Consider the following 17,134-nt stretch of genomic DNA (forward strand, 5'->3'; position numbering starts at 1 on the left):
CCACCTCACTCCCGCGGGCGCAGCCTGACGGTCGGCATGGGCGGAGCGGGCAGCGCCGGCGGTTGCCCCGGAGGAAACGGACCGAACAGGTCCGGCGCTCCCGCGTCCCGCGGGTCGGCGGGCTCGAACCCGAGCTCCGCCTGGTAGCGACGGCGGAACTCGGCGATCTCGTCGTGGTCGCGCCCGACGAAGTTCCACCACATCACGATCTGCTCGCCCAGCGGCACACCCCCGAGGAGGATCACCCGGGCACCCGTGGCTCCCGCCGTGACGGCCAGCCAGTCCGCCCCCGGCGGCAGGTACGCCAGCGAACGATGCCCCACGGTGGTCGAGCCGACCACGACGTCCGCGTCCTCGGCGAGCACCGCGTGCTCGAAGTCCGCTCGGATGCCCAACCGCACGGAGGCGCCGGGCGCGAGGACCAGCTCGGCGCCGAGCAGGTCGGCCGTGCGCGTGTCGACCGGCGACACCGAACCCAGGAGCTCTCCGACGAACACGCGGGCGGTCACCCCGGGCAGCTCGACAGGCTCCGGCGTGTGGCGCACGAACGCGTTCTCGCCGAACCGCGTCGCCTCGGGCAGCGCGTACCAGAGCTGCACGCCGTGCAGGGATCGAGTGCCCGGCGAGCTGATCTCCTGGTGGGTGACCCCCCGACCCGCGATCATCAGGTTGAGCGATCCCGGGACGACCGACGCCGCGTTCCCGCCGGAGTCGAGATGCTCGACGCCCCCCGTGAACAGCCAGGACACCGTCGCCAGGCCGGTGTGCGGGTGCCGTGGCACCAGCATGCCGCCGGTCTCCGCGACGTCGTCGGGGCCGTAGTGGTCCAGGAAGCACCAGGCTCCGACCAACGAACGCTTCCGCTGGGGCAGCGTGCGGTAGACGCTCATGGCGCGCGGTCCCCCGAGCGCCACCGGGCGCGGTTCCAGGACCTCGACGGCGACGGACTGCCGACCGGGCTCGAGGAGCTCCACCTCGGGGCGGCTGTCGAGGTTGGTCATCGGACCAGCCTTCCTTCGTGGTCGCGTGGGCGCACCGGGTGCCCGCTGAGGATGGAGATCCGGTTGAACGCGTTGATGGCGACGGCCACCCACTCGGCGGCCGCGAACGTCGCGTCACCGAGGACCTCCCGGGCGGCGGACAGCTCGGCGGCGGTCCTGTCGTCGAGCGGGAGGACCGTCACGGCCTCGGCCACCGCGAGCACCGCCCGTTCCCGGTCCCCGAACACACCTGCATCTCGCCAGCCCGGCAGCACGTCCAGCTGCTGCTGCGGGACGCCCGCCTGCCTCGCCTCTCGCCCGTGGAGGTCCATGCAGAAGGTGCAACCGTTGAGCTGGGACGATCGCACCTTGATCAGCTCGGACTCCTGCGCGAGGAGCCCGCGCTGCTTCGCGGCGTCGCGCGTCTCCACCGAGAAGGCGACCAGGGCGTGCCACGATTCCGGCACGGCCTTGTCGAGGAACGGGCCCACGCCGGCTCTAGGCACGGTCGGCACGGGCGGGGCCGGCGGCGGCACGTGGAGCGGACGTCTCGACGATCTCATGCATGAGGTGAGTCAAGACCGTGTTCCCGGCACAGGGTCAAGCGCTCCGGCGAACCGGACGCCGTCGACGAACTGCTCAACCGATCAGGCACGCTGTAGTATCGACTCCTTGGTCAGCAGGTCGACACGAGGTGGGCAGCCGGATGGCGGAGGTGCGAAAGACGCGCAACGCGGAGCGCACGCGGCGCGCCGTCCTCGACGCGGCGACCGCCGTGATCCTCGAGAAGGGCTCCGCGGTGACGCTGGCCCAGGTCGCGTCCGCGGCAGGCGTGTCCAAGAGCGGCCTCATCCATCACTTCGGCAACCGGGACCAGCTCGTCGTCGCCGTGGTCGAGGACGTCTACGAGCAGTTCCGCGCGACGGTGCTCGAGCACCTCGACCTGTCGGAGAACTACCCCGGCAAGGTGCTGCGCGCCTATGTCCGCGCGCTCAGCGCGGGGAGCGCCGAGGCCACCGCCGTCCGTGACCTCTCCTCGGCCGTGAGCTGGAACGGCCTCTACGCCATCCCCGCGGTCGCGTCGCTCGTCAACGAGCAGAACGCGGAATGGAGCAGGCAGTTCGCCGCGGACGGGCTCAGCGCCGAACGCATCCAGATCGTGCGACGGGCCGCCGAGGGGATCGCCGCGGCAGCCGTGATCGGCGACGAGGACGCGCAGAGCATCGCGGCCGCCACCCGCTTGCTGCTCGAGCTCGCGTCCGACGGCACGTTCCGCTCGCCCCTCTGAGGCCCTCCCCCCTCCGCCCGCACCCCGGTGCGGCGCCTGGCGACCGTGGACCCATCGGCAGGTCCTGACACCTGCGCACCCTGGCGCGCTCTGGCGCGCCCTTGCGCTCGTCGACGGACGAACGCACCTCTGACGACCCCGTACCCCTTGCCTTGCCGATCGATCGGTCTATGAGATCGACCACATGGTCTTGCTAACCGACCTTTTGGTCCGTACGTTGACGGCTCATCGACCACACAGCTGACGAGGAGCCGCATCATGACCGCGCCATCAGCCCAGGCACCCGCCCGGGCCACCTCCCGGACCTGGTTCGGCCTCGCCGTCCTGGTCCTCCCACTGCTGCTGATCACCATCGACGGGACGGTCCTCGTCCTGGGCCTGCCGTCGATCTCCGCCGAGCTGAGCCCGACGGGTGTCCAGCAGCTCTGGATGATCGACATCTACTCGCTCGTCCTGGCCGGCCTGCTCGTGGCCATGGCCGCCATCGGCGATCGCTTCGGGCGCCGACGGAACCTGCTCATCGGCGCGGTCGTCTTCGCGATCGCCTCGGCGGCCGGTGCGCTGGCCACCGAGCCGTGGATGCTCATCGCCGCTCGCGCACTCCTCGGAGTGGGCGGAGCGATCATGATGCCGTCGACGCTGTCGCTGGTCCGCAACATGTTCCTCGACCGGCAGCAGCGCCGCTACGCGATGGCCGTCTGGGCCGCGATGGCCTCCGTGGGCGCCGCGGTCGGGCCCATCATCGGCGGCTGGGTCATCGAGACCTTCGGCTGGCGGGCGGCCTTCACGATGAACATCCCCGTCATGGTGATCCTTCTGATCCTCGGGCCGCTGCTCCTGCCGGAGAGCCGCAACCCCCGGCTCCAGAAGATCGACGTCTTCAGCATCGTCCTCTCGCTCGTCGGGATGCTCTTCGTGGTGTACGCCATCAAGACGCTCACCGGCGGCGAGGACATCGCACGGGGGATCGTCGTGCTCCTCGTCGGCCTGGCGGCGGTCGCCCTGTTCATCCGCAGGCAGCTGCGACTGGCCACCCCGCTCCTGCAGGTCAGGCTCTTCAGGGTGCGCTACTTCCGCGGAGCCGTGATCGCCGACCTCCTGGCGATCTTCGCGATGGTCGGCGCGCTGGTCGCGCTCGTCCAGCACCTCCAGCTCGTCCTCGGGCTCACCCCGCTGCAGTCCTCGCTCTGGCTCATGCCCCAGGCGATCCTCGCCGCGGGCGCGAGCTTCGCCGCCGCGATCATGGTCAAGCGCGTCCTGCCGGCCTACGTCATCTCCGCGGGACTCGTGATCGCGGCGCTCGGGTTCGGGCTGACCCTCTTCCTGACGCCGACCTCGAGCCCCGCTCTCGTCGCGGCCTCGCTCGGGCTCGTCTCGCTCGGAGCCGGCATGGCGCTGGCCCTGAGCAACGACATCATCATGAGCTCCGTCCAGCCCGAACGCGCCGGGCAGGCCGCCGCGACCTCGGAGACCGCGTACGAGCTCGGCACGACGCTCGGCACCGCCGTGCTGGGCGGGGTGCTCGTCTCCTGGTACACCCGGACCGTCATGGACGGGACCGCTGCCCTCGACCTGTCGTCGTCCGTCGCCGAGCGGGCGTCCTCGACGATGGCAGAGGCCCTGCTGGTCGCCGGGGAGGTCGGTGGCAGCACCGGCGCGGCGATCCTCGAGATCGCCCGGTCGGCGTTCACCGAGGCGATCACGGTCACCGGCATCGCCGGTGGCGTGGTGATGGTGCTGGCCGCGGTCTGGGCGCTGGTGACGCTTCGCGGCGCATCGGCGCACGAGGACCTCGCGTCCGAGCACGAGGAGGAGGTCCGGTAAGACCGTCGGACGACGCGCGGCCACGCACGGTTCACCGTGCGTGGCCGCGCTTCGTTCACTCCGCCGGCACCGACGACGAGCGGCGCAGGACGTCGCGCTGCACCGGGCTGTAGAGCTCGGCGACCGCTGCGGCGACCGTGGCCCGCAGGGCCGGTGGCGCGGTCTCCGGGCTGCGCCAGTGCGGACCCCCGTCGGTCAGCAGCGCCGCGACCCGGTCGCGGGTCGCCTCCGACGCGTCCGGCCCCAGGTCGTCGAACGCCCGCCGGGTCCCGGCGGGCTCGGTCACGACCATGGCCCGCAGCCGGGTCAGGTGTTCCGCGCCGGAGATGCGAGCGAGGATGTGGACGAGCGAGCGGTCCGCGGCCGAGAGCTCTGCGGCGATCGCCTCGAAGCCACGGGGCGTGTCCGGCGGGGCGTTCTCCCGCAGGATCGCGGCCACGTCCGAGCGCGCACGCTGCAGACGCTCGAGGTCGGCCTCCAGGGCCTGGTCGACACCATGCAACGCCAGGGTCTGACGGCGTTCGACATCGGCGACCTGCGCGAGCGGGACACCCAGCTCGGCGAACCGCCGCAGGCGGATCAACCTGACCAGATGGTGCACCCGGTACTGCTTGTACCCGTTGTGCCGTCGCTCCGGCACCTCGAGGAGCCCCACGGCGTGATAATGCCGCACGGTGTTGACCGTCGTCCCCGCGAGAGCCGCCAGCTCCCGGGTGCTCCACTCCATGACGTCCTCCTCGTTCGGCGAAAGGGTGGGGCCCCGCCACCGGGTGGGGTACGCCGCCGCGCGGTGATCCCACCCGCCCTCCTGGGTAACGTCTCATCGAGCGCCCGCGCTCGGCGTCGGTGAGGACTACGTAAACGTCCCGTCGCTTGACCCTGTGGTCGGCACACAGCGTTCGCTGAGATGCGAGGTGCGCCGCGTACGGCGCACCCGGAGCGAAGGAGCACCGTGCCGACACCCACCGTCGTCCTGGTGCACGGAGCGTTCGCCGACTCGTCGAGCTGGAACGAGGTCGTCGCCCGCATGGACGAGGACGACGTGCCCGTCGTCGCCGTCGCGAACCCGTTGCGCGGACTCGCCGAGGACGCCCGCTACCTGTCGGACGTCCTGGACGCGGTCGCGGGAGAGGTCGTCCTCGTCGGGCACTGCTACGGCGGGATGGTGATCACCGAGGCGGGATCGCGCGACGCCGTCACCGCGCTCGTCTACGTGTCCGCCTTCGCACCCGACCACGGCGAGAGCGCCGACGAGCTCTCCCGCCGGTTCCCGGGGAGCACGCTCGGTGACACCGTCGCGAGATACCCGGTCCGGTCGGGCGGGCGGGAGCTCGTCGTCCGGCGCGAGGCGTTCGCCGACCAGCTCGCGGCCGACGTGCCGAGGCCGCTCGCGGCGGCGATGAGCGTCACGCAGCGACCGGTGGCCGAGGGCGCGTTGTCGGACACCGTCGAGAGCACGGTGCCCGCATGGCGGACACGTCCGAGCTGGTTCGTCTACGGCGACGCGGACCGGAGCATCCCCACGGCCGTGCTGCGGTTCATGGCCGACCGGGCCGACGCCGTCGTGCGCCGGGTGCTCTGGGACGGGCCGCATGCGCTGGGGGTCTCGCGGCCGGACGACGTCGCGGACGTCATCCTGGAAGCCGTGGCCGCCGTCGGCACCGGGGGCCGGCCCGCGGACTGAGCGTCGTGCGGACCGGCCCGGCGCGCCGCTGTAGCGTCGTGCCATGAGCACACTGACGAAGGCCGAGGCGCTGAAGGCGCTCCACGAGGCCCCCGAGATCCTCCGTGTCGTGAACGTCTGGGACGCGATCAGCGCACGCACGGTCGCCGACCTGCCCGGTACGCGAGCGATCGCCACCGCCGGGCACTCCATCGCCGCGAGCCACGGGTTCGCGGACGGGGAGATCCCCTTCGACGTCGCGCTGTCCGCCCTGGCGCGGATCGTGGCGGCGACCGACCTGCCGGTGACCGCCGACCTCGACGCGGGGTTCGGCGACCCGGGAGAGTCGGTCCGCCGCGCGATCGGCGTCGGTGTGGTCGGCGCGAACGTCGAGGACCGCCTCGCGCCGCTGACGGAGTCGGTGGCGAACGTGGAGGCCATCGTGCGCGTCGCCGAGCAGGAGGGCGTCCCGTTCCAGCTCAACGCGCGCACCGACGCGCTGGTGCGCGGTGGCGACCGTCCACTGACCCAGAGCCTCGACGACGCCGTCGAACGTGGTCGGGCGTTCCTCGACGCCGGCGCGAGCCTCGTCTTCGTGCCCGGCATGCTCGACCGCGAGTCGACCCAGCGGCTCGTGGCCGGTCTCGGGCCGCGCCGGCTCAGCGTCATCGGCGTACCGGGGGCGTTGACCGCGGCCGAGTACGAGGAGCTGGGCGTCGCGCGCATCTCCTACGGCCCGCTCACGCAGCGGGTCGCGCTGCGCGCGCTGCGCGACCTGGCCACAGACCTCTACGGCGACGGCGTCGTCCCCGAGGACACTCCTGCGCTCAACTGAGGTGCGGCCGGCGCTGTCAGCGCGGCCGCACCTCCGGTCGCGTTGTCAGCGCGGCAGCGTGGCAGCGGCGACCACGACGCTGTTGACCACGACGGCGGTGACCGTCCGGGTGACCGCCTCGGCGGAGGCCGCGGCTCCCCAGCTGCCGTCCTTGAGCTCCTCGGCACGCCCGATCACGGGAGAGGTCCACGGGATCTCCGGATCGAGCTGGGGCAGGGTGCCGCTGCCGTAGAGCAAGGCAGCGAGCGCGGCGGTCCGCGGGGTCGGCTCGACCCGGTCGACGAGCACCGCGCGCACCTCACCGAGCAACCTCGCCCTGCGGCCGCTGTCGCCGTCCTCGATGGCCGTCGTCGTGAACAGACCGAGGGTCTTGCGGGTGCGCCGACGCAGATCGCCCCGTTCGACCAGCCGGTCCAGGATCGGCTGGCGCAGCGACGGGCCCGTGGCCGCCAGGACGGTCTGCACCCCCCGGGGCTTGTCCGCGACATACTCCCAGCTCGTCCGCAGGAGCGGGTCCACGGGCGGACGCTCGCCGGCGGCTCCGACGAGCAGCGAACCAGTCCGGCCGCGCAAGGTCTGCACGTGGTCACCGAGGGCCAGGTCGGCGAGGACCGCCCCGGCGAGCACGTAGTACAGGGTGCCCTCGCCGGCGATGGTTCCCGAGCCGGGCTGGAACAGCAGCAGGAGGAGATCCTCGGCCAGCATCGGCTCGCCGGTCCGGGTCGGGTCGTCGGCGCCTCGTGTGGCGGCCCGCGGGTTGTCCGGGTGCTCAGTCGTCATCTGTCGTGTCCTTCTCCTCGGGCTCTGGCATGGTCCGTTCGAGGTCGGTCGCCAGCGTGTGGGCGCGCTCGAGGACGTCGAGCTGCGCAGGGTTGTACAGGTCGTTCAGGGCATGGGCCAGGGTCTGCGCGGCGAACGACGGATCCTTGGCCAGGTGGGCCATCGGGTCGGTCAGCCACGGGTAGTCGCGGTTGTTGCGCAGGATGACCGGCGCCAGCCTGTCGACCAGCCGGCGCCGGGTGTTCTCGTCGGCGTCGGCGGGCAGCTCGTCCAGGTCGGCTCCGAGACCGTCGGTGTCTGCCTCGACGAGCTTCTGGATGTCGCTGAGCGCCGACTGGTCGTACAGCTGGGTGTAGATGTGGACGATGGACCGGTCCGCCTCCGAGAGCTGGGATGCCACGGACTCGAATCCGGCCGGGACGTCGGCCGGCACGTCGTCGCGCAGGATGACGGCGAGGTCCGCCCGCGCCTTCTCGAGCCGCGCGATGCCCTGCTGCAGCTCCGCGTCGAGGGCTTGCAGCACCTCCGAGGCGCTGTCGGCACGGGCACGGACGTCGCCGATCTGGGCGAGCGGCACACCGAGGCTGACCAGGCGCCGGATGCGGAGCAGGGTCACGAGGTGATGCACGTCGTACTGCTTGTACCCGTTGGACCGACGCTCGGGCTCCTCGAGCAGCCCGGTGCGGTGGTAGTGGCGGATCGTGTTCACCGTCGTGCCCGCGCGTTCGGCGAGCTCTCGGGTGCTCCACGCCATGTCGTCTCCTGTCGCTCAGCCGAGTGGCGGACCGCCCTCCACCGGGTGGTCTCACCCGCCCAGGAAGGACTTCAGGGCGTCGTTGACCTCGTCGCCGTGGGTCCACAGCAGCCCGTGCGGCGCGTCCTGGACCTCGACGTAGGTGGCCTCGGGCAACGCCTGACGGAACCGCCGAGCGGTCGCATCGATCGGCAAGATGTTGTCCTTCGTGCCGTGCAGGATCATCGTCGGCTTGCCCGCAGCACGCACCGCCTCGACATCACCGCGGAAGTCCTCGATCCAGGCCGGCACCACCGCATACGCAGCAACCGGAGCGCTGGCCACGGCGACGTTCCAGCTGGCCTGGACCGCCTCAGGGCTGATCAGTGAACCGAGCGTCTCGTCCAGGTTGTAGAAGTTCTTGAAGAACTCGGTGTACCAGGCATACCGGTCACTCCGAGCAGCCGCGGCGATGCCGTCGAAGACCTCCTGCGGCACCCCTTCAGGGTTGTCCTCACGCTGGACCAGGAACGGCTCGAGCGAAGCCAGGAACGCCAGCTTCGCGACCCGCTCATGACCGTACCGCGCGACGTAGCGCGCCAGCTCCCCGGTCCCCATCGAGAAACCCACCAGCACCACATCACGCAGGTCCAAGGTCTCCAGCACCGCGTTCAGGTCTGCGGCGAACGTGTCGTAGTCGTAGCCGTGGTGCACCTTCGTCGACTGGCCGAACCCGCGCCGGTCATAGGTGATCACCCGGTAGCCCTGGTCCAGCAGCTCCCTGGTCTGACGCTCCCAGCTGTGCCCGTTCAGGGGGTAACCGTGGATCAGCACCACCGGCTGCCCGGCGCCCTGGTCCTCGTAGTACAGCTCGACGGGCGCGCTGTTCTCGTTCCCTACCGTGATGTAGCCCATGGTCCTGCTCCCTTCGGTCCCGGCCGACGACGGAGACGACCGCTGGCCCCCAGTACATTCCCTGTGCCAACAACACAGTCAAGCCCTCCGTGTCGACGTCGACTCCCCAGGAATACTTGAGAGTTCAAGTCAGTTGCCGGAATCATGAGCAGACCACTTCTCGCAGCGGACACGGCCATGGGTGCCGTCACCCTCAACGTCGCCGACCTGGACGGCATGACCGCCTACTATCGCGACGAGGTGGGCCTGACCGTGCTGGAGCAGACCGGACCCGTCGTCACGCTCGGCCGGTCCGGCCGCGCCGTCGTCGTCCTGGCACACACCCCCGAGCTCCGGCACGCCTCACCCCACGAGGCCGGGCTGTTCCACACCGCGATCCTCTTCGACACGGAGGCGGCCCTGGCCGCCGCGGTCCACTCGGTCGCGCGCCGCCGCCCGGAGTCCTTCACCGGGTCCGCCGACCACCTGGTCAGCAAGGCGTTCTACTTCGACGACCCCGAGGGCAACGGCGTCGAGCTCTACTGGGACCGTGACCGGACGCAGTGGAGCTGGACGCACGGGCAGGTCGAGATGGGCACGGTGTTCCTCGATCCCGGCGCCTACCTGCGCGAGCACCTCGACGCCGGCGGGCTCGCCGGCGACCCGGTCGGCGACGCCCGGGTGGGGCACATCCACCTCTCGGTCGGCGACGTGACGACAGCCCGCGACTTCTACGCCACCCGCCTGGGCTTCGACGTGACGATGGCGTTGGGCGACCAGGCGGTGTTCGTCAGCGCCGGCGGCTACCACCACCACATGGCGATGAACGTGTGGAAGAGCCGCGGCGCGGGTCCTCGTCAGCAGACCCTCGGGCTCGGCCGGGTGGACATCGAGGTGCCCACGGCCGACGACGTCGCCGAGCTGGTCGACCGCATGAAGCACCACCGCGTCCCGGTCCGCGACGACGGCCGCACGGTCAGCATCGAGGACCCCTGGGCGAACGCGGTCAGCATCACCGCCACCCAGGGCCGGGAAGGGAATTCGTGACGCACGACCCGTACGCGCGGGTCGATCCCGACGACAGCCTCGGCCGGGCGTCGGTGTGGCGGGACCTCGTTCTCGCCACCCACGTCCTCGAGACCGCGCTGGACCGGCAGTCGCAGCGGGAGGGCGGTGTCTCGCACGGTCACTTCAAGATCCTGGTGCTCCTCCACGCCGCCGAGGGCCACACGGTCGGGCTCAAGCGCATCGCCGAGACCTTGCGTTTCTCCCCGAGCCGCATCAGCCACGCCGTGACCGCCCTGGAGCGCCAGGGGCTCGTCGAGCGCCGCCCGGCGACGAGCGGACGGCGCGCCTACGACGCCGTACTGACCAGCGACGGACGCCGCGTGGTCGGCCGGGTGCTCCGCTCTCAGCGGCGCGAGATCCGCGACCCGCTCCTGGACGCGCTCGGCGGGCTCGGCACCGCCGCGCTCGGCGACCTCAGCGCACGCATCATCGGTCTCCTCGACGGCGGCGCCCGCCCGCCGGAGGAATGACGTCCACCAGGTCGAGGAACGCCAGCGCCGCCGGGCTCGGGTTGAGGTCGCTCCATGCGAGGTGCTGAACCCTGGACGGGCCGCGCGTCACCCGCAGCGCCGTCACGCTGTCGGCCCCGGTGACCAACGGCTCCGGCAGCATGGCGACCGCCAGACCCTCCCGGACGAGGCCGATCAGGAGATCGCTCGACGGCGCCTCGAAGGCGACCGCGCGCTGCAGCCCCGCCGCCGCGAACGCGCGGTCGCTCTGCGCCCGCCCCGGTGACCCGGACGGGAAGTCGGCGAACTGCTCGTCCGCGAGCGCCTCGAGGTCGATGCGCGAACGCCCGGCGAGCGCATGGCCCGACCCGACGGCGGCCACCAGCCGCTCCCGGACCAGCTCTCGGTGGGCGACGCCCGACGGCGGGACCTCGTCAGGCAGGCCGAGCACCGCGACGTCGGCCTCGCCGGCCCGGACGGCCACCATGAGCGCGTCGCTGGCGTCCACCCGCAGCGACACCGCCACGTGCGGGTGGGCGGACCGGAACCTCCGCAGCACGGCCGGCACGTCGAACGCCGTCACCGTGGGGATGATGCCGAGCCGCAGGGTTCCCCGCACCAGGCCGGCCGCCGCGGCGGCGTCGACCCCGGCGCGCTCCGCGGCCTCCAGCGCGGCCCGCGCCGAGACCAGGAAGGCCTCCCCCGCGGCGGTGATCTCCACCCGTCGGCTGGTGCGGGCGAACAGCCGGACGCCGAGCTCCCGCTCGAGGGCGGCGACCTGGTGGCTCAGCGCCGACTGCACGACGAAGCACCGCTCGGCGGCCCGGGTGAAGTTCCCCGCCTCCGCGACGGCGACCACGTAGCGCATCTGCTGCAGCTCCATCGATCTATCGTGAGTCACGATTGAAGCGGTGACAAGCATGTGTTGGACTCATGGCCGGCCCGGAAAGCACGCTGGATCCATGACCTCCACCGCACCACCACCGCGCTCGACGACGCCGCTCCTGCCCGCGACGCCCGTCGCGGGCGCATCGTGGCGCACCACGGCCCTGACCGCCGTCACCCCGATCGTGTGGGGCACCACCTACCTCGTGACCACCGAGCTGCTGCCGCCAGGCCACCCCGTGTTCGCGGCCGCCGCGCGCGCCCTGCCCGCCGGGCTGCTCGCCCTCGCCCTGACCCGCACGCTGCCGCGAGGGTCGTGGTGGTGGCGCTCCGCCGTCCTCGGCGTGCTCAACATCGGGGCGTTCTTCCCCCTGCTCTTCGTCGCCGCCGAACGGCTGCCCGGTGGCGTCGCGGCGACCCTGGGGGCCGCGATACCGCTCCTCGCCACCGTCCTCGCCGTCGTCGTCCTGGGCGAGAGGTGGTCGCGATGGCGGCTCGCCTGGGGGACCGTCGGGGTGCTGGGCGTCGGGTTCGTCGTCCTCGGGCCCGACGCCGCCCTCGACCCGGTCGGGATCGTGGCCGGCCTCGGGGGTGCGGCCGCCATGGCGCTCGGCGTCACGCTCACCAAGAAGTGGGGGCCACCGCCCGGCGTCGGCCCGATGGCGTTCGCCGGCTGGCTGCTCACCGCCGGCGGCCTCGCCCTGGTCCCGCCGGCCCTGGTGGAGGGCGTCCCGACGCACGTCGACGGCCCTGCGCTGGGCGGCTACCTCTGGCTCGGGATCGTCGGCGGGCTCGTGGCCTACACGCTCTGGTTCTCGGGTATCCGCCGGCTGTCCGTCCCCGCCGTGGCGTTCCTGGGGCTGCTGTCCCCGCTGACGGCGGCCGTCCTCGGCGCGGCGGTGCTCGGCCAGACGCTGGCCCCCCTGCAGCTCGTCGGGTTCGGGCTGGCACTGCTGGCGATGCTCGCCGGGCAGGTGGTCCCGCGGCGGCCCCACGCGACGGCCGTGCCCCCGACCCACGACGTCCCGGAAGGACGCTGACCATGGAGATCACCGTTATCGGCGCGACCGGGACCGTCGGCAGTCGCATCACGACCGAGGCGACGTGGCGCGGGCACCACGTCCGCGCCGTCTCTCGAGGCTCAGGGCCGGCACGCCCGGGCGTCACACCGGTCGCGGCCGACGTCGGATCGCCCCGCGCGCTGGCCGACGCCGTCGCCGGGGCGGACGCCGTCGTGCTCGCGGTCCGCCCGGCGGCCGGCCACGAAGAGGCGATCGTGGGACTCACCGAACCGGCACTCGACGCCACGGCCGCCGCCGGGGTGCCGCTCATCGTGATCGGCGGCGCCGGATCGTTGCGCACCCCCGACAACCCGGCGACGCTGGTGGCCGACGACGAGCGGTACGTCCCGCGGGCGTGGCGCGCCGTCGCGTCCGCCAGCACCGCACAGCTCCGAGCCTGCGAGCGCCGGCCGGAGGTCGACTGGACCTACCTCAGCCCTCCGGCTGTCCTGGCGCCCGGAGAGCGGACCGGTCGGTACCGGCGTGGCACGACGGTTCTTCTCAGGGCGGCTGATGGGTCGTCGCGGATCAGCGTCGAGGACCTGGCGGTCGCCGTCGTCGACGAGCTGGAGAACCCGGGCGGCGAGCGGCGGATCACCGTCAGTGCGTCGTGATCGGGCGCAGGTACAGCCCGGGATCACAACCGAGCTCGCCCGGCTCGAGCTGGATCCGGTCGAAGGCCGAGTACCGCCAGGCGGGCTCGCCGTCGGGCCGGACGCCCACGACGCAGTCGCGGGAGCGCACGACGCCGACCGTGGCGACCAGCTCGTCACCCTCGCGGTCGGCCCGCACGTCCACGAACTCGGGGAAGGCGCTACGCAGCCTGGACTCGGCGTCGGACGGGGTCGCGTCGTCGCCCAGGTCGTCCAGAGTGGCGAGCACCGTCGCCTCGGCGTCCGGACCCAGGGACGGCAGCGGCGTCGGGTCGGGCGCCGGCGCCCCGTCCAGGTCGTCCGGGCAGCCGATCTCGTCCCGAGACGCCTCGCCGTCGTGCTGGCGCGCGTGCACCGTGAACCGCCAGCAGGTCAGCGACTGCCCGGCCGTGCTCCCGGGATCGAACCACCCGCTCCGCGAGCCCCCGAACTGCGTCCGGACCGCCACCTCCACCACGGCACCCTCGTCCGTCCCGGAGTTACCCTCCCAGCCGAGCACCGTGACGCCGGGGGCGTACCCGTCGACGACGCGCTGCGCCAGGTTCTCCGCGTCGAGGGGGTCGGTGTATCCCGGCTCGAGGTCGACGGCGATCTCCTGCGCGGTGGCCTGACCCTGGCGCTCGGCGATGCGGTCGCCGTCGTCCGGGACGGTGATCTCGTAGTAGATCCAGACGACCAGCGCCACAGCCAGCGCGAGCACGACCGCGAGGGTGATCCCGACACCCTTCAGCACGCTCCGAGCAACAGTCTTCGACGACGACACGGGCCGTATCCTGCCAACCAGGTCCGCCGCAGGGGCGGAGGACCCGCCGTCGACGTGTCCTGCCTCACCAGGCCAGGCGACCTCAGCGCCGCAGCGCCCTCCGGGCCAGCGAGTTCCCCAGCCACTGCACGAGCTGGACGATCACGATGATGATCACCACGACGATCGCCGTCACGGCCCAGTCGTACTGCCGGTAGCCGTAGACGATGGCGAAGTCGCCCAGGCCGCCACCGCCCAGGTAGCCGGCGATCGCGGACATGTCGAGCACGCCCACGAACAGGAACGTGTAGCCCAGGACCAGCGGCGACAGCGCCTCGGGCACGACGACGGTCCGCACGATCCGCAACGGCGAGGCACCCATCGCTCGGGCCGCCTCGATCACGCCCGGGTCGATGGACACGAGGTTCTGCTCCACCAGCCGGGCGAACACGAACGTCGCCATGATGCACATCGCGAACGTGAACGCCTCCATGCCGATCGTGGTCCCCACGAACGCCCGGGTCAGCGGCCCGATGGCGACCAGGAAGATGAGGAACGGCACCGGCCGCACGACGTTCACGGCCACGTTGAGCACGGCGAACACGCCGCGGCTCGCCAGCAGGTTGCCAGGCCGGGACAGGTACAGCCCGAGCCCGAGCAGCAGGCCGAGGAACCCGCCGACGGCCAGGGTGATCAGCACCATGAACATGGTCTGACCGAACGCCTCCCACAGCAGGGGCACCAGGTCGGGCCTCATCGGTCGCTCCCTCCGACGGCGGGCGCCGCCGCCGTGCCGTGGTCGACGACGGCGGTCACGGCGTGCAGGCCGTCGAGCGCCGCCCGGACCGCGGCGTCGTCCCCGACCAGCTCGAGGGTGAGCGACCCGTAGGGCCGCTCCGCCACCTCGGTGATGCCGCCGTAGACGATGGTCCCCGCGACCCCCCGTTCGGCGAGGACACCCATGACCTGCGCGGACGAGCCGGCGACCTCGTCGATCCGCACGGTGACGATGCGGCCGGGGTGGCGCGCGCGGAGTCGGTCGAGCACCGCCGTCGACGGCGCGTCCCGCAGCGCGGAGGCGACGAACCGCCGGGTCACGGGCTGCCGCGGCGCGCTGAACACCTGGTACGCGTCACCGAGCTCGACCACGCGGCCGCGCTCCATGACGGCGACCCGGTGGCAGATGGACCGGACCACCTCCATCTCGTGCGTGATGACCACCACGGTGATGCCGAGCTCGCGGTTGACGCGCTGCAGCAGGGCGAGGACGTCCGCCGTCGTCTCCGGGTCGAGGGCGCTGGTGGCCTCGTCGGCCAGCAGGATGGTGGGGCTCGTCGCGAGAGCTCGGGCGATGCCGACGCGCTGCTTCTGCCCGCCGGACAGCGCCGAGGGGTAGGACGCGGCCTTGCCGGAGAGGCCGACGAAGTCGAGCAGCTCGGCGACGCGGGCGTCGCGGTCCGCGCGGGACCAGCCCGCCACCTCCAGCGGGTAGGCCACGTTGCCGGCGACCGTGCGGGATCGCAGCAGGTTGAACTGCTGGAAGATCATGCCGATCCCGGCCCGCACCGGCCGCAGCCGCGCCTCGCTCAGCCCTGTCAGGTCGGTGCCGTCGACGACGACGGAGCCCGCCGTCGTCGTCTCCAGCGCGTTGACGAGCCGCACGAGCGTGGACTTGCCGGCGCCGGAGTAGCCGATGACGCCGAAGATCTCGCCCGCCGCGATGTCGAGCGTGACGCCGTCGACGGCACGGACGGGCTCCGTACGGCGCCGCGCTCGGCCACGCGCAGGGAACTCCTTGACCGCGTCGCGGAAGCTGATGATGGTCTCGCTCACGGTTCTCTCCTTCCTGGCAGACCCGCCCTGCTCCGCGAAGTAGAGCCGCGTGTGCTCGAGAAGTGCGTCAGGGGCACTTCTCCGGTACACACGGCTCTACGTCGCGGGACCGATGGCGGTCACTCGGCGGCGAGGTCCGCCTGGATCCCGTCGAGGACGGCCTGCAGGTCGGCCGCGTCGTTGTCCTTGATGACGCCCGTCCCGCCGGAGGCGTCGAGGACGCCCTGCTCGATCTCCTCGGTGTGGAAGATGTCGACGAGCTGGTTGAGCGTCTCGTCGTCGGCGTCGGCGGCGCGCGACACCCACACGTTGATGTACGGCTCGGCGGCGGACGCGTCCGGGTCGTCCGAGTAGATGGCGTCCTCGGCGGTCAGGCCGGCGTCGCCCACGAAGTCGTTGTTGACGATCGAGGCGTCGACGTCCTGCAGCGCGAGCGCCGTCTGGGCAGCGTCCACCGGGGTGACGGTCACGCGGGACTCGTCGGCCAGGACGTCGGCCGGCGTCGAGAACGAGCTGCCGCCGTCACGCAGCGCGACGAGGCCCGCCTCCTGCAGCACGAGGAGCGCACGCGCCTGGTTGGTGTCGTCGTTGGGGATGGCGACCTCGCCGCCGGCCGGGATCTCCTCGACGCTCGCGTGCGCCGTGGAGTAGAGGCCCAAGGGGTAGACGGCGGTGGCGCCGATCGGGGTGAGGTCGTCGCCGCGCGCGTCGTTGTAGCCCGCGAGGAACTGGAGGTGCTGGAACTGGTTGAGGTCCAGGTCGCCGTCGCTGAGCCCCTGGTTGGGGAGCTGGTAGTCGGAGAAGTTCACGATCTCGACCGTGATGCCCTCCGCCGCCGCGGCGTCGGCGAACGTGTCCCAGTAGGTCTCGCCGGAGGAGACGACGCCGATGCGGATCGGGTCCTCGGCGGTGCCGCCGGCGACGGCGGCCTCGGCACCTCCGGAGCAGGCCGCGAGAGCGAGGACGGAGGCGGCCGCGCCGGCCGCGAGCAGGGTGGAGCGTACAGACATGGGTGGGTCCTTCCACGGGCACGACGGCAGCACGCCGTCGGCGGTCTCGAACAGAGGGAGAGCAGGCGGGCCGCGGCCATCAGCACGCGGCGGGCGCAGGGAGAGTGGGTGCCGTCAGCGATGCCCGACGGCGGTGCGGAGCGCTGTCAGCGCACGCACATTCGGGTGCTCCGCATCGCGGCACGGCACATCCGTCCGCGCAGCGTGGTGCGCGCGGTGCGGGGTGCGGTGGTGTCGAAGCGGTGCATGGCTCAACGAGAACACCGCGAGGGCCACTTCTCCAACTCTGAGGGGCCAAAATCTTGCCATGCGGACGTCGGTTGTCTCGCCATTCAAGAAACCGCTGGTGAGCGGGGCGCAAAGGACCCCTCGCACACCCACCAGAGCTCACTTACCCTTGCTGCCTTCCGGCCCTGGGGGAGTTCGGCGAGATGGT

Annotated in this window: 19 protein-coding genes and 1 other RNA gene; 8 read left to right on the forward strand and 12 right to left on the reverse strand. The window is 72.2% G+C overall.

Annotated features, from left to right (window positions below):
- Positions 1 to 5: 5 nt before the first annotated feature.
- Positions 6 to 1,001, reverse strand: coding sequence for a pirin family protein (locus tag ACWAT2_RS18400; protein ID WP_402376826.1), 996 nt, complete (start codon positions 999 to 1,001; stop codon positions 6 to 8).
- Positions 998 to 1,486, reverse strand: a complete 489-nt coding sequence (locus ACWAT2_RS18405) for a carboxymuconolactone decarboxylase family protein (protein ID WP_402376828.1) — start codon at positions 1,484 to 1,486, stop codon at positions 998 to 1,000. The genes ACWAT2_RS18400 and ACWAT2_RS18405 overlap by 4 nt, the downstream gene beginning before the upstream one ends.
- Before the next feature lie 200 nt (positions 1,487 to 1,686).
- Between ACWAT2_RS18405 and ACWAT2_RS18410 the strand changes: the two genes are divergently transcribed.
- Together ACWAT2_RS18410 and ACWAT2_RS18415 are read left to right on the forward strand one after the other, a co-directional pair.
- Positions 1,687 to 2,268, forward strand: coding sequence for a TetR/AcrR family transcriptional regulator (locus tag ACWAT2_RS18410; protein WP_402376830.1), 582 nt, complete (start codon positions 1,687 to 1,689; stop codon positions 2,266 to 2,268).
- 258 nt (positions 2,269 to 2,526) lie between these two features.
- Positions 2,527 to 4,092 (forward strand): MFS transporter, encoded by a 1,566-nt coding sequence (locus tag ACWAT2_RS18415; protein ID WP_402376833.1) that lies wholly within the window; start codon positions 2,527 to 2,529, stop codon positions 4,090 to 4,092.
- Between the two features lie 55 nt (positions 4,093 to 4,147).
- Here the strand turns inward: ACWAT2_RS18415 and ACWAT2_RS18420 are convergent, their stop codons facing one another.
- On the reverse strand, positions 4,148 to 4,819 hold the full coding sequence (locus ACWAT2_RS18420) for a MerR family transcriptional regulator (protein ID WP_402376835.1): 672 nt from the start codon (positions 4,817 to 4,819) through the stop codon (positions 4,148 to 4,150).
- Positions 4,820 to 5,044: 225 nt separating this feature from the next.
- Here ACWAT2_RS18420 and ACWAT2_RS18425 point away from each other — a divergent pair, with 225 nt between their 5' ends.
- Together ACWAT2_RS18425 and ACWAT2_RS18430 are read left to right on the forward strand one after the other, a co-directional pair.
- Positions 5,045 to 5,776, forward strand: coding sequence for an alpha/beta fold hydrolase (locus tag ACWAT2_RS18425; protein ID WP_402376838.1), 732 nt, complete (start codon positions 5,045 to 5,047; stop codon positions 5,774 to 5,776).
- Positions 5,777 to 5,819: 43 nt separating this feature from the next.
- Positions 5,820 to 6,590 carry an isocitrate lyase/PEP mutase family protein gene (locus tag ACWAT2_RS18430; protein WP_402376840.1) on the forward strand — a complete coding sequence of 257 codons (771 nt, stop codon included), beginning with the start codon at positions 5,820 to 5,822 and terminating at the stop codon, positions 6,588 to 6,590.
- Positions 6,591 to 6,635: 45 nt separating this feature from the next.
- Here the strand turns inward: ACWAT2_RS18430 and ACWAT2_RS18435 are convergent, their stop codons facing one another.
- From ACWAT2_RS18435 to ACWAT2_RS18445, 3 genes are read right to left on the reverse strand one after another with little or no spacing between them, the layout of a single operon-like run.
- Entirely contained in the window at positions 6,636 to 7,370 is a 735-nt protein-coding gene (locus ACWAT2_RS18435) for a GOLPH3/VPS74 family protein (protein ID WP_402376842.1), read from the reverse strand.
- A complete protein-coding gene (locus ACWAT2_RS18440) occupies positions 7,360 to 8,124 on the reverse strand; it encodes a MerR family transcriptional regulator (RefSeq protein ID WP_402376844.1) in 765 nt (254 codons plus the stop codon). The genes ACWAT2_RS18435 and ACWAT2_RS18440 overlap by 11 nt, the downstream gene beginning before the upstream one ends.
- Positions 8,125 to 8,175: 51 nt before the next feature.
- Positions 8,176 to 9,018, reverse strand: coding sequence for an alpha/beta fold hydrolase (locus tag ACWAT2_RS18445; RefSeq protein WP_402376847.1), 843 nt, complete (start codon positions 9,016 to 9,018; stop codon positions 8,176 to 8,178).
- A gap of 144 nt (positions 9,019 to 9,162) precedes the next feature.
- Here ACWAT2_RS18445 and ACWAT2_RS18450 point away from each other — a divergent pair, with 144 nt between their 5' ends.
- Positions 9,163 to 10,044 carry a VOC family protein gene (locus ACWAT2_RS18450; protein ID WP_480049165.1) on the forward strand — a complete coding sequence of 294 codons (882 nt, stop codon included), beginning with the start codon at positions 9,163 to 9,165 and terminating at the stop codon, positions 10,042 to 10,044.
- Complete coding sequence (locus tag ACWAT2_RS18455) at positions 10,041 to 10,535, forward strand: MarR family winged helix-turn-helix transcriptional regulator (RefSeq protein ID WP_402376852.1); 495 nt, start codon at positions 10,041 to 10,043, stop codon at positions 10,533 to 10,535. Before ACWAT2_RS18450 ends, ACWAT2_RS18455 begins: the two co-directional genes overlap by 4 nt.
- Here the strand turns inward: ACWAT2_RS18455 and ACWAT2_RS18460 are convergent.
- On the reverse strand, positions 10,492 to 11,397 hold the full coding sequence (locus tag ACWAT2_RS18460) for a LysR family transcriptional regulator (RefSeq protein WP_402376855.1): 906 nt from the start codon (positions 11,395 to 11,397) through the stop codon (positions 10,492 to 10,494). The genes ACWAT2_RS18455 and ACWAT2_RS18460 overlap by 44 nt on opposite strands.
- A 79-nt stretch (positions 11,398 to 11,476) precedes the next feature.
- Here ACWAT2_RS18460 and ACWAT2_RS18465 point away from each other — a divergent pair, with 79 nt between their 5' ends.
- Together ACWAT2_RS18465 and ACWAT2_RS18470 are read left to right on the forward strand one after the other, a co-directional pair.
- The gene (locus ACWAT2_RS18465) at positions 11,477 to 12,439 is read left to right on the forward strand and encodes an EamA family transporter (RefSeq protein ID WP_402376857.1); all 963 of its coding nucleotides are present in this window, start codon (positions 11,477 to 11,479) and stop codon (positions 12,437 to 12,439) included.
- A 2-nt stretch (positions 12,440 to 12,441) separates the two neighbouring features.
- Positions 12,442 to 13,074 carry an NAD(P)-dependent oxidoreductase gene (locus ACWAT2_RS18470; RefSeq protein ID WP_402376860.1) on the forward strand — a complete coding sequence of 211 codons (633 nt, stop codon included), beginning with the start codon at positions 12,442 to 12,444 and terminating at the stop codon, positions 13,072 to 13,074.
- Here the strand turns inward: ACWAT2_RS18470 and ACWAT2_RS18475 are convergent.
- From ACWAT2_RS18475 to ffs, 5 genes are all read right to left on the reverse strand, one after another.
- Complete coding sequence (locus ACWAT2_RS18475; protein ID WP_402376863.1) at positions 13,061 to 13,876, reverse strand: hypothetical protein; 816 nt, start codon at positions 13,874 to 13,876, stop codon at positions 13,061 to 13,063. The two genes, ACWAT2_RS18470 and ACWAT2_RS18475, sit on opposite strands and share 14 nt — an antisense overlap.
- A gap of 82 nt (positions 13,877 to 13,958) precedes the next feature.
- On the reverse strand, positions 13,959 to 14,612 hold the full coding sequence (locus tag ACWAT2_RS18480) for a methionine ABC transporter permease (RefSeq protein ID WP_402376866.1): 654 nt from the start codon (positions 14,610 to 14,612) through the stop codon (positions 13,959 to 13,961).
- Positions 14,609 to 15,688, reverse strand: a complete 1,080-nt coding sequence (locus ACWAT2_RS18485; RefSeq protein WP_402376867.1) for a methionine ABC transporter ATP-binding protein — start codon at positions 15,686 to 15,688, stop codon at positions 14,609 to 14,611. Before ACWAT2_RS18485 ends, ACWAT2_RS18480 begins: the two co-directional genes overlap by 4 nt.
- Before the next feature lie 119 nt (positions 15,689 to 15,807).
- Complete coding sequence (locus tag ACWAT2_RS18490; RefSeq protein WP_402376869.1) at positions 15,808 to 16,698, reverse strand: MetQ/NlpA family ABC transporter substrate-binding protein; 891 nt, start codon at positions 16,696 to 16,698, stop codon at positions 15,808 to 15,810.
- A gap of 355 nt (positions 16,699 to 17,053) precedes the next feature.
- Positions 17,054 to 17,134: signal recognition particle sRNA small type (gene ffs / locus ACWAT2_RS18495), an RNA gene on the reverse strand; the annotation flags it as partial.

The sequence above is a fragment of the Isoptericola sp. GX10416 genome (assembly GCF_056590155.1).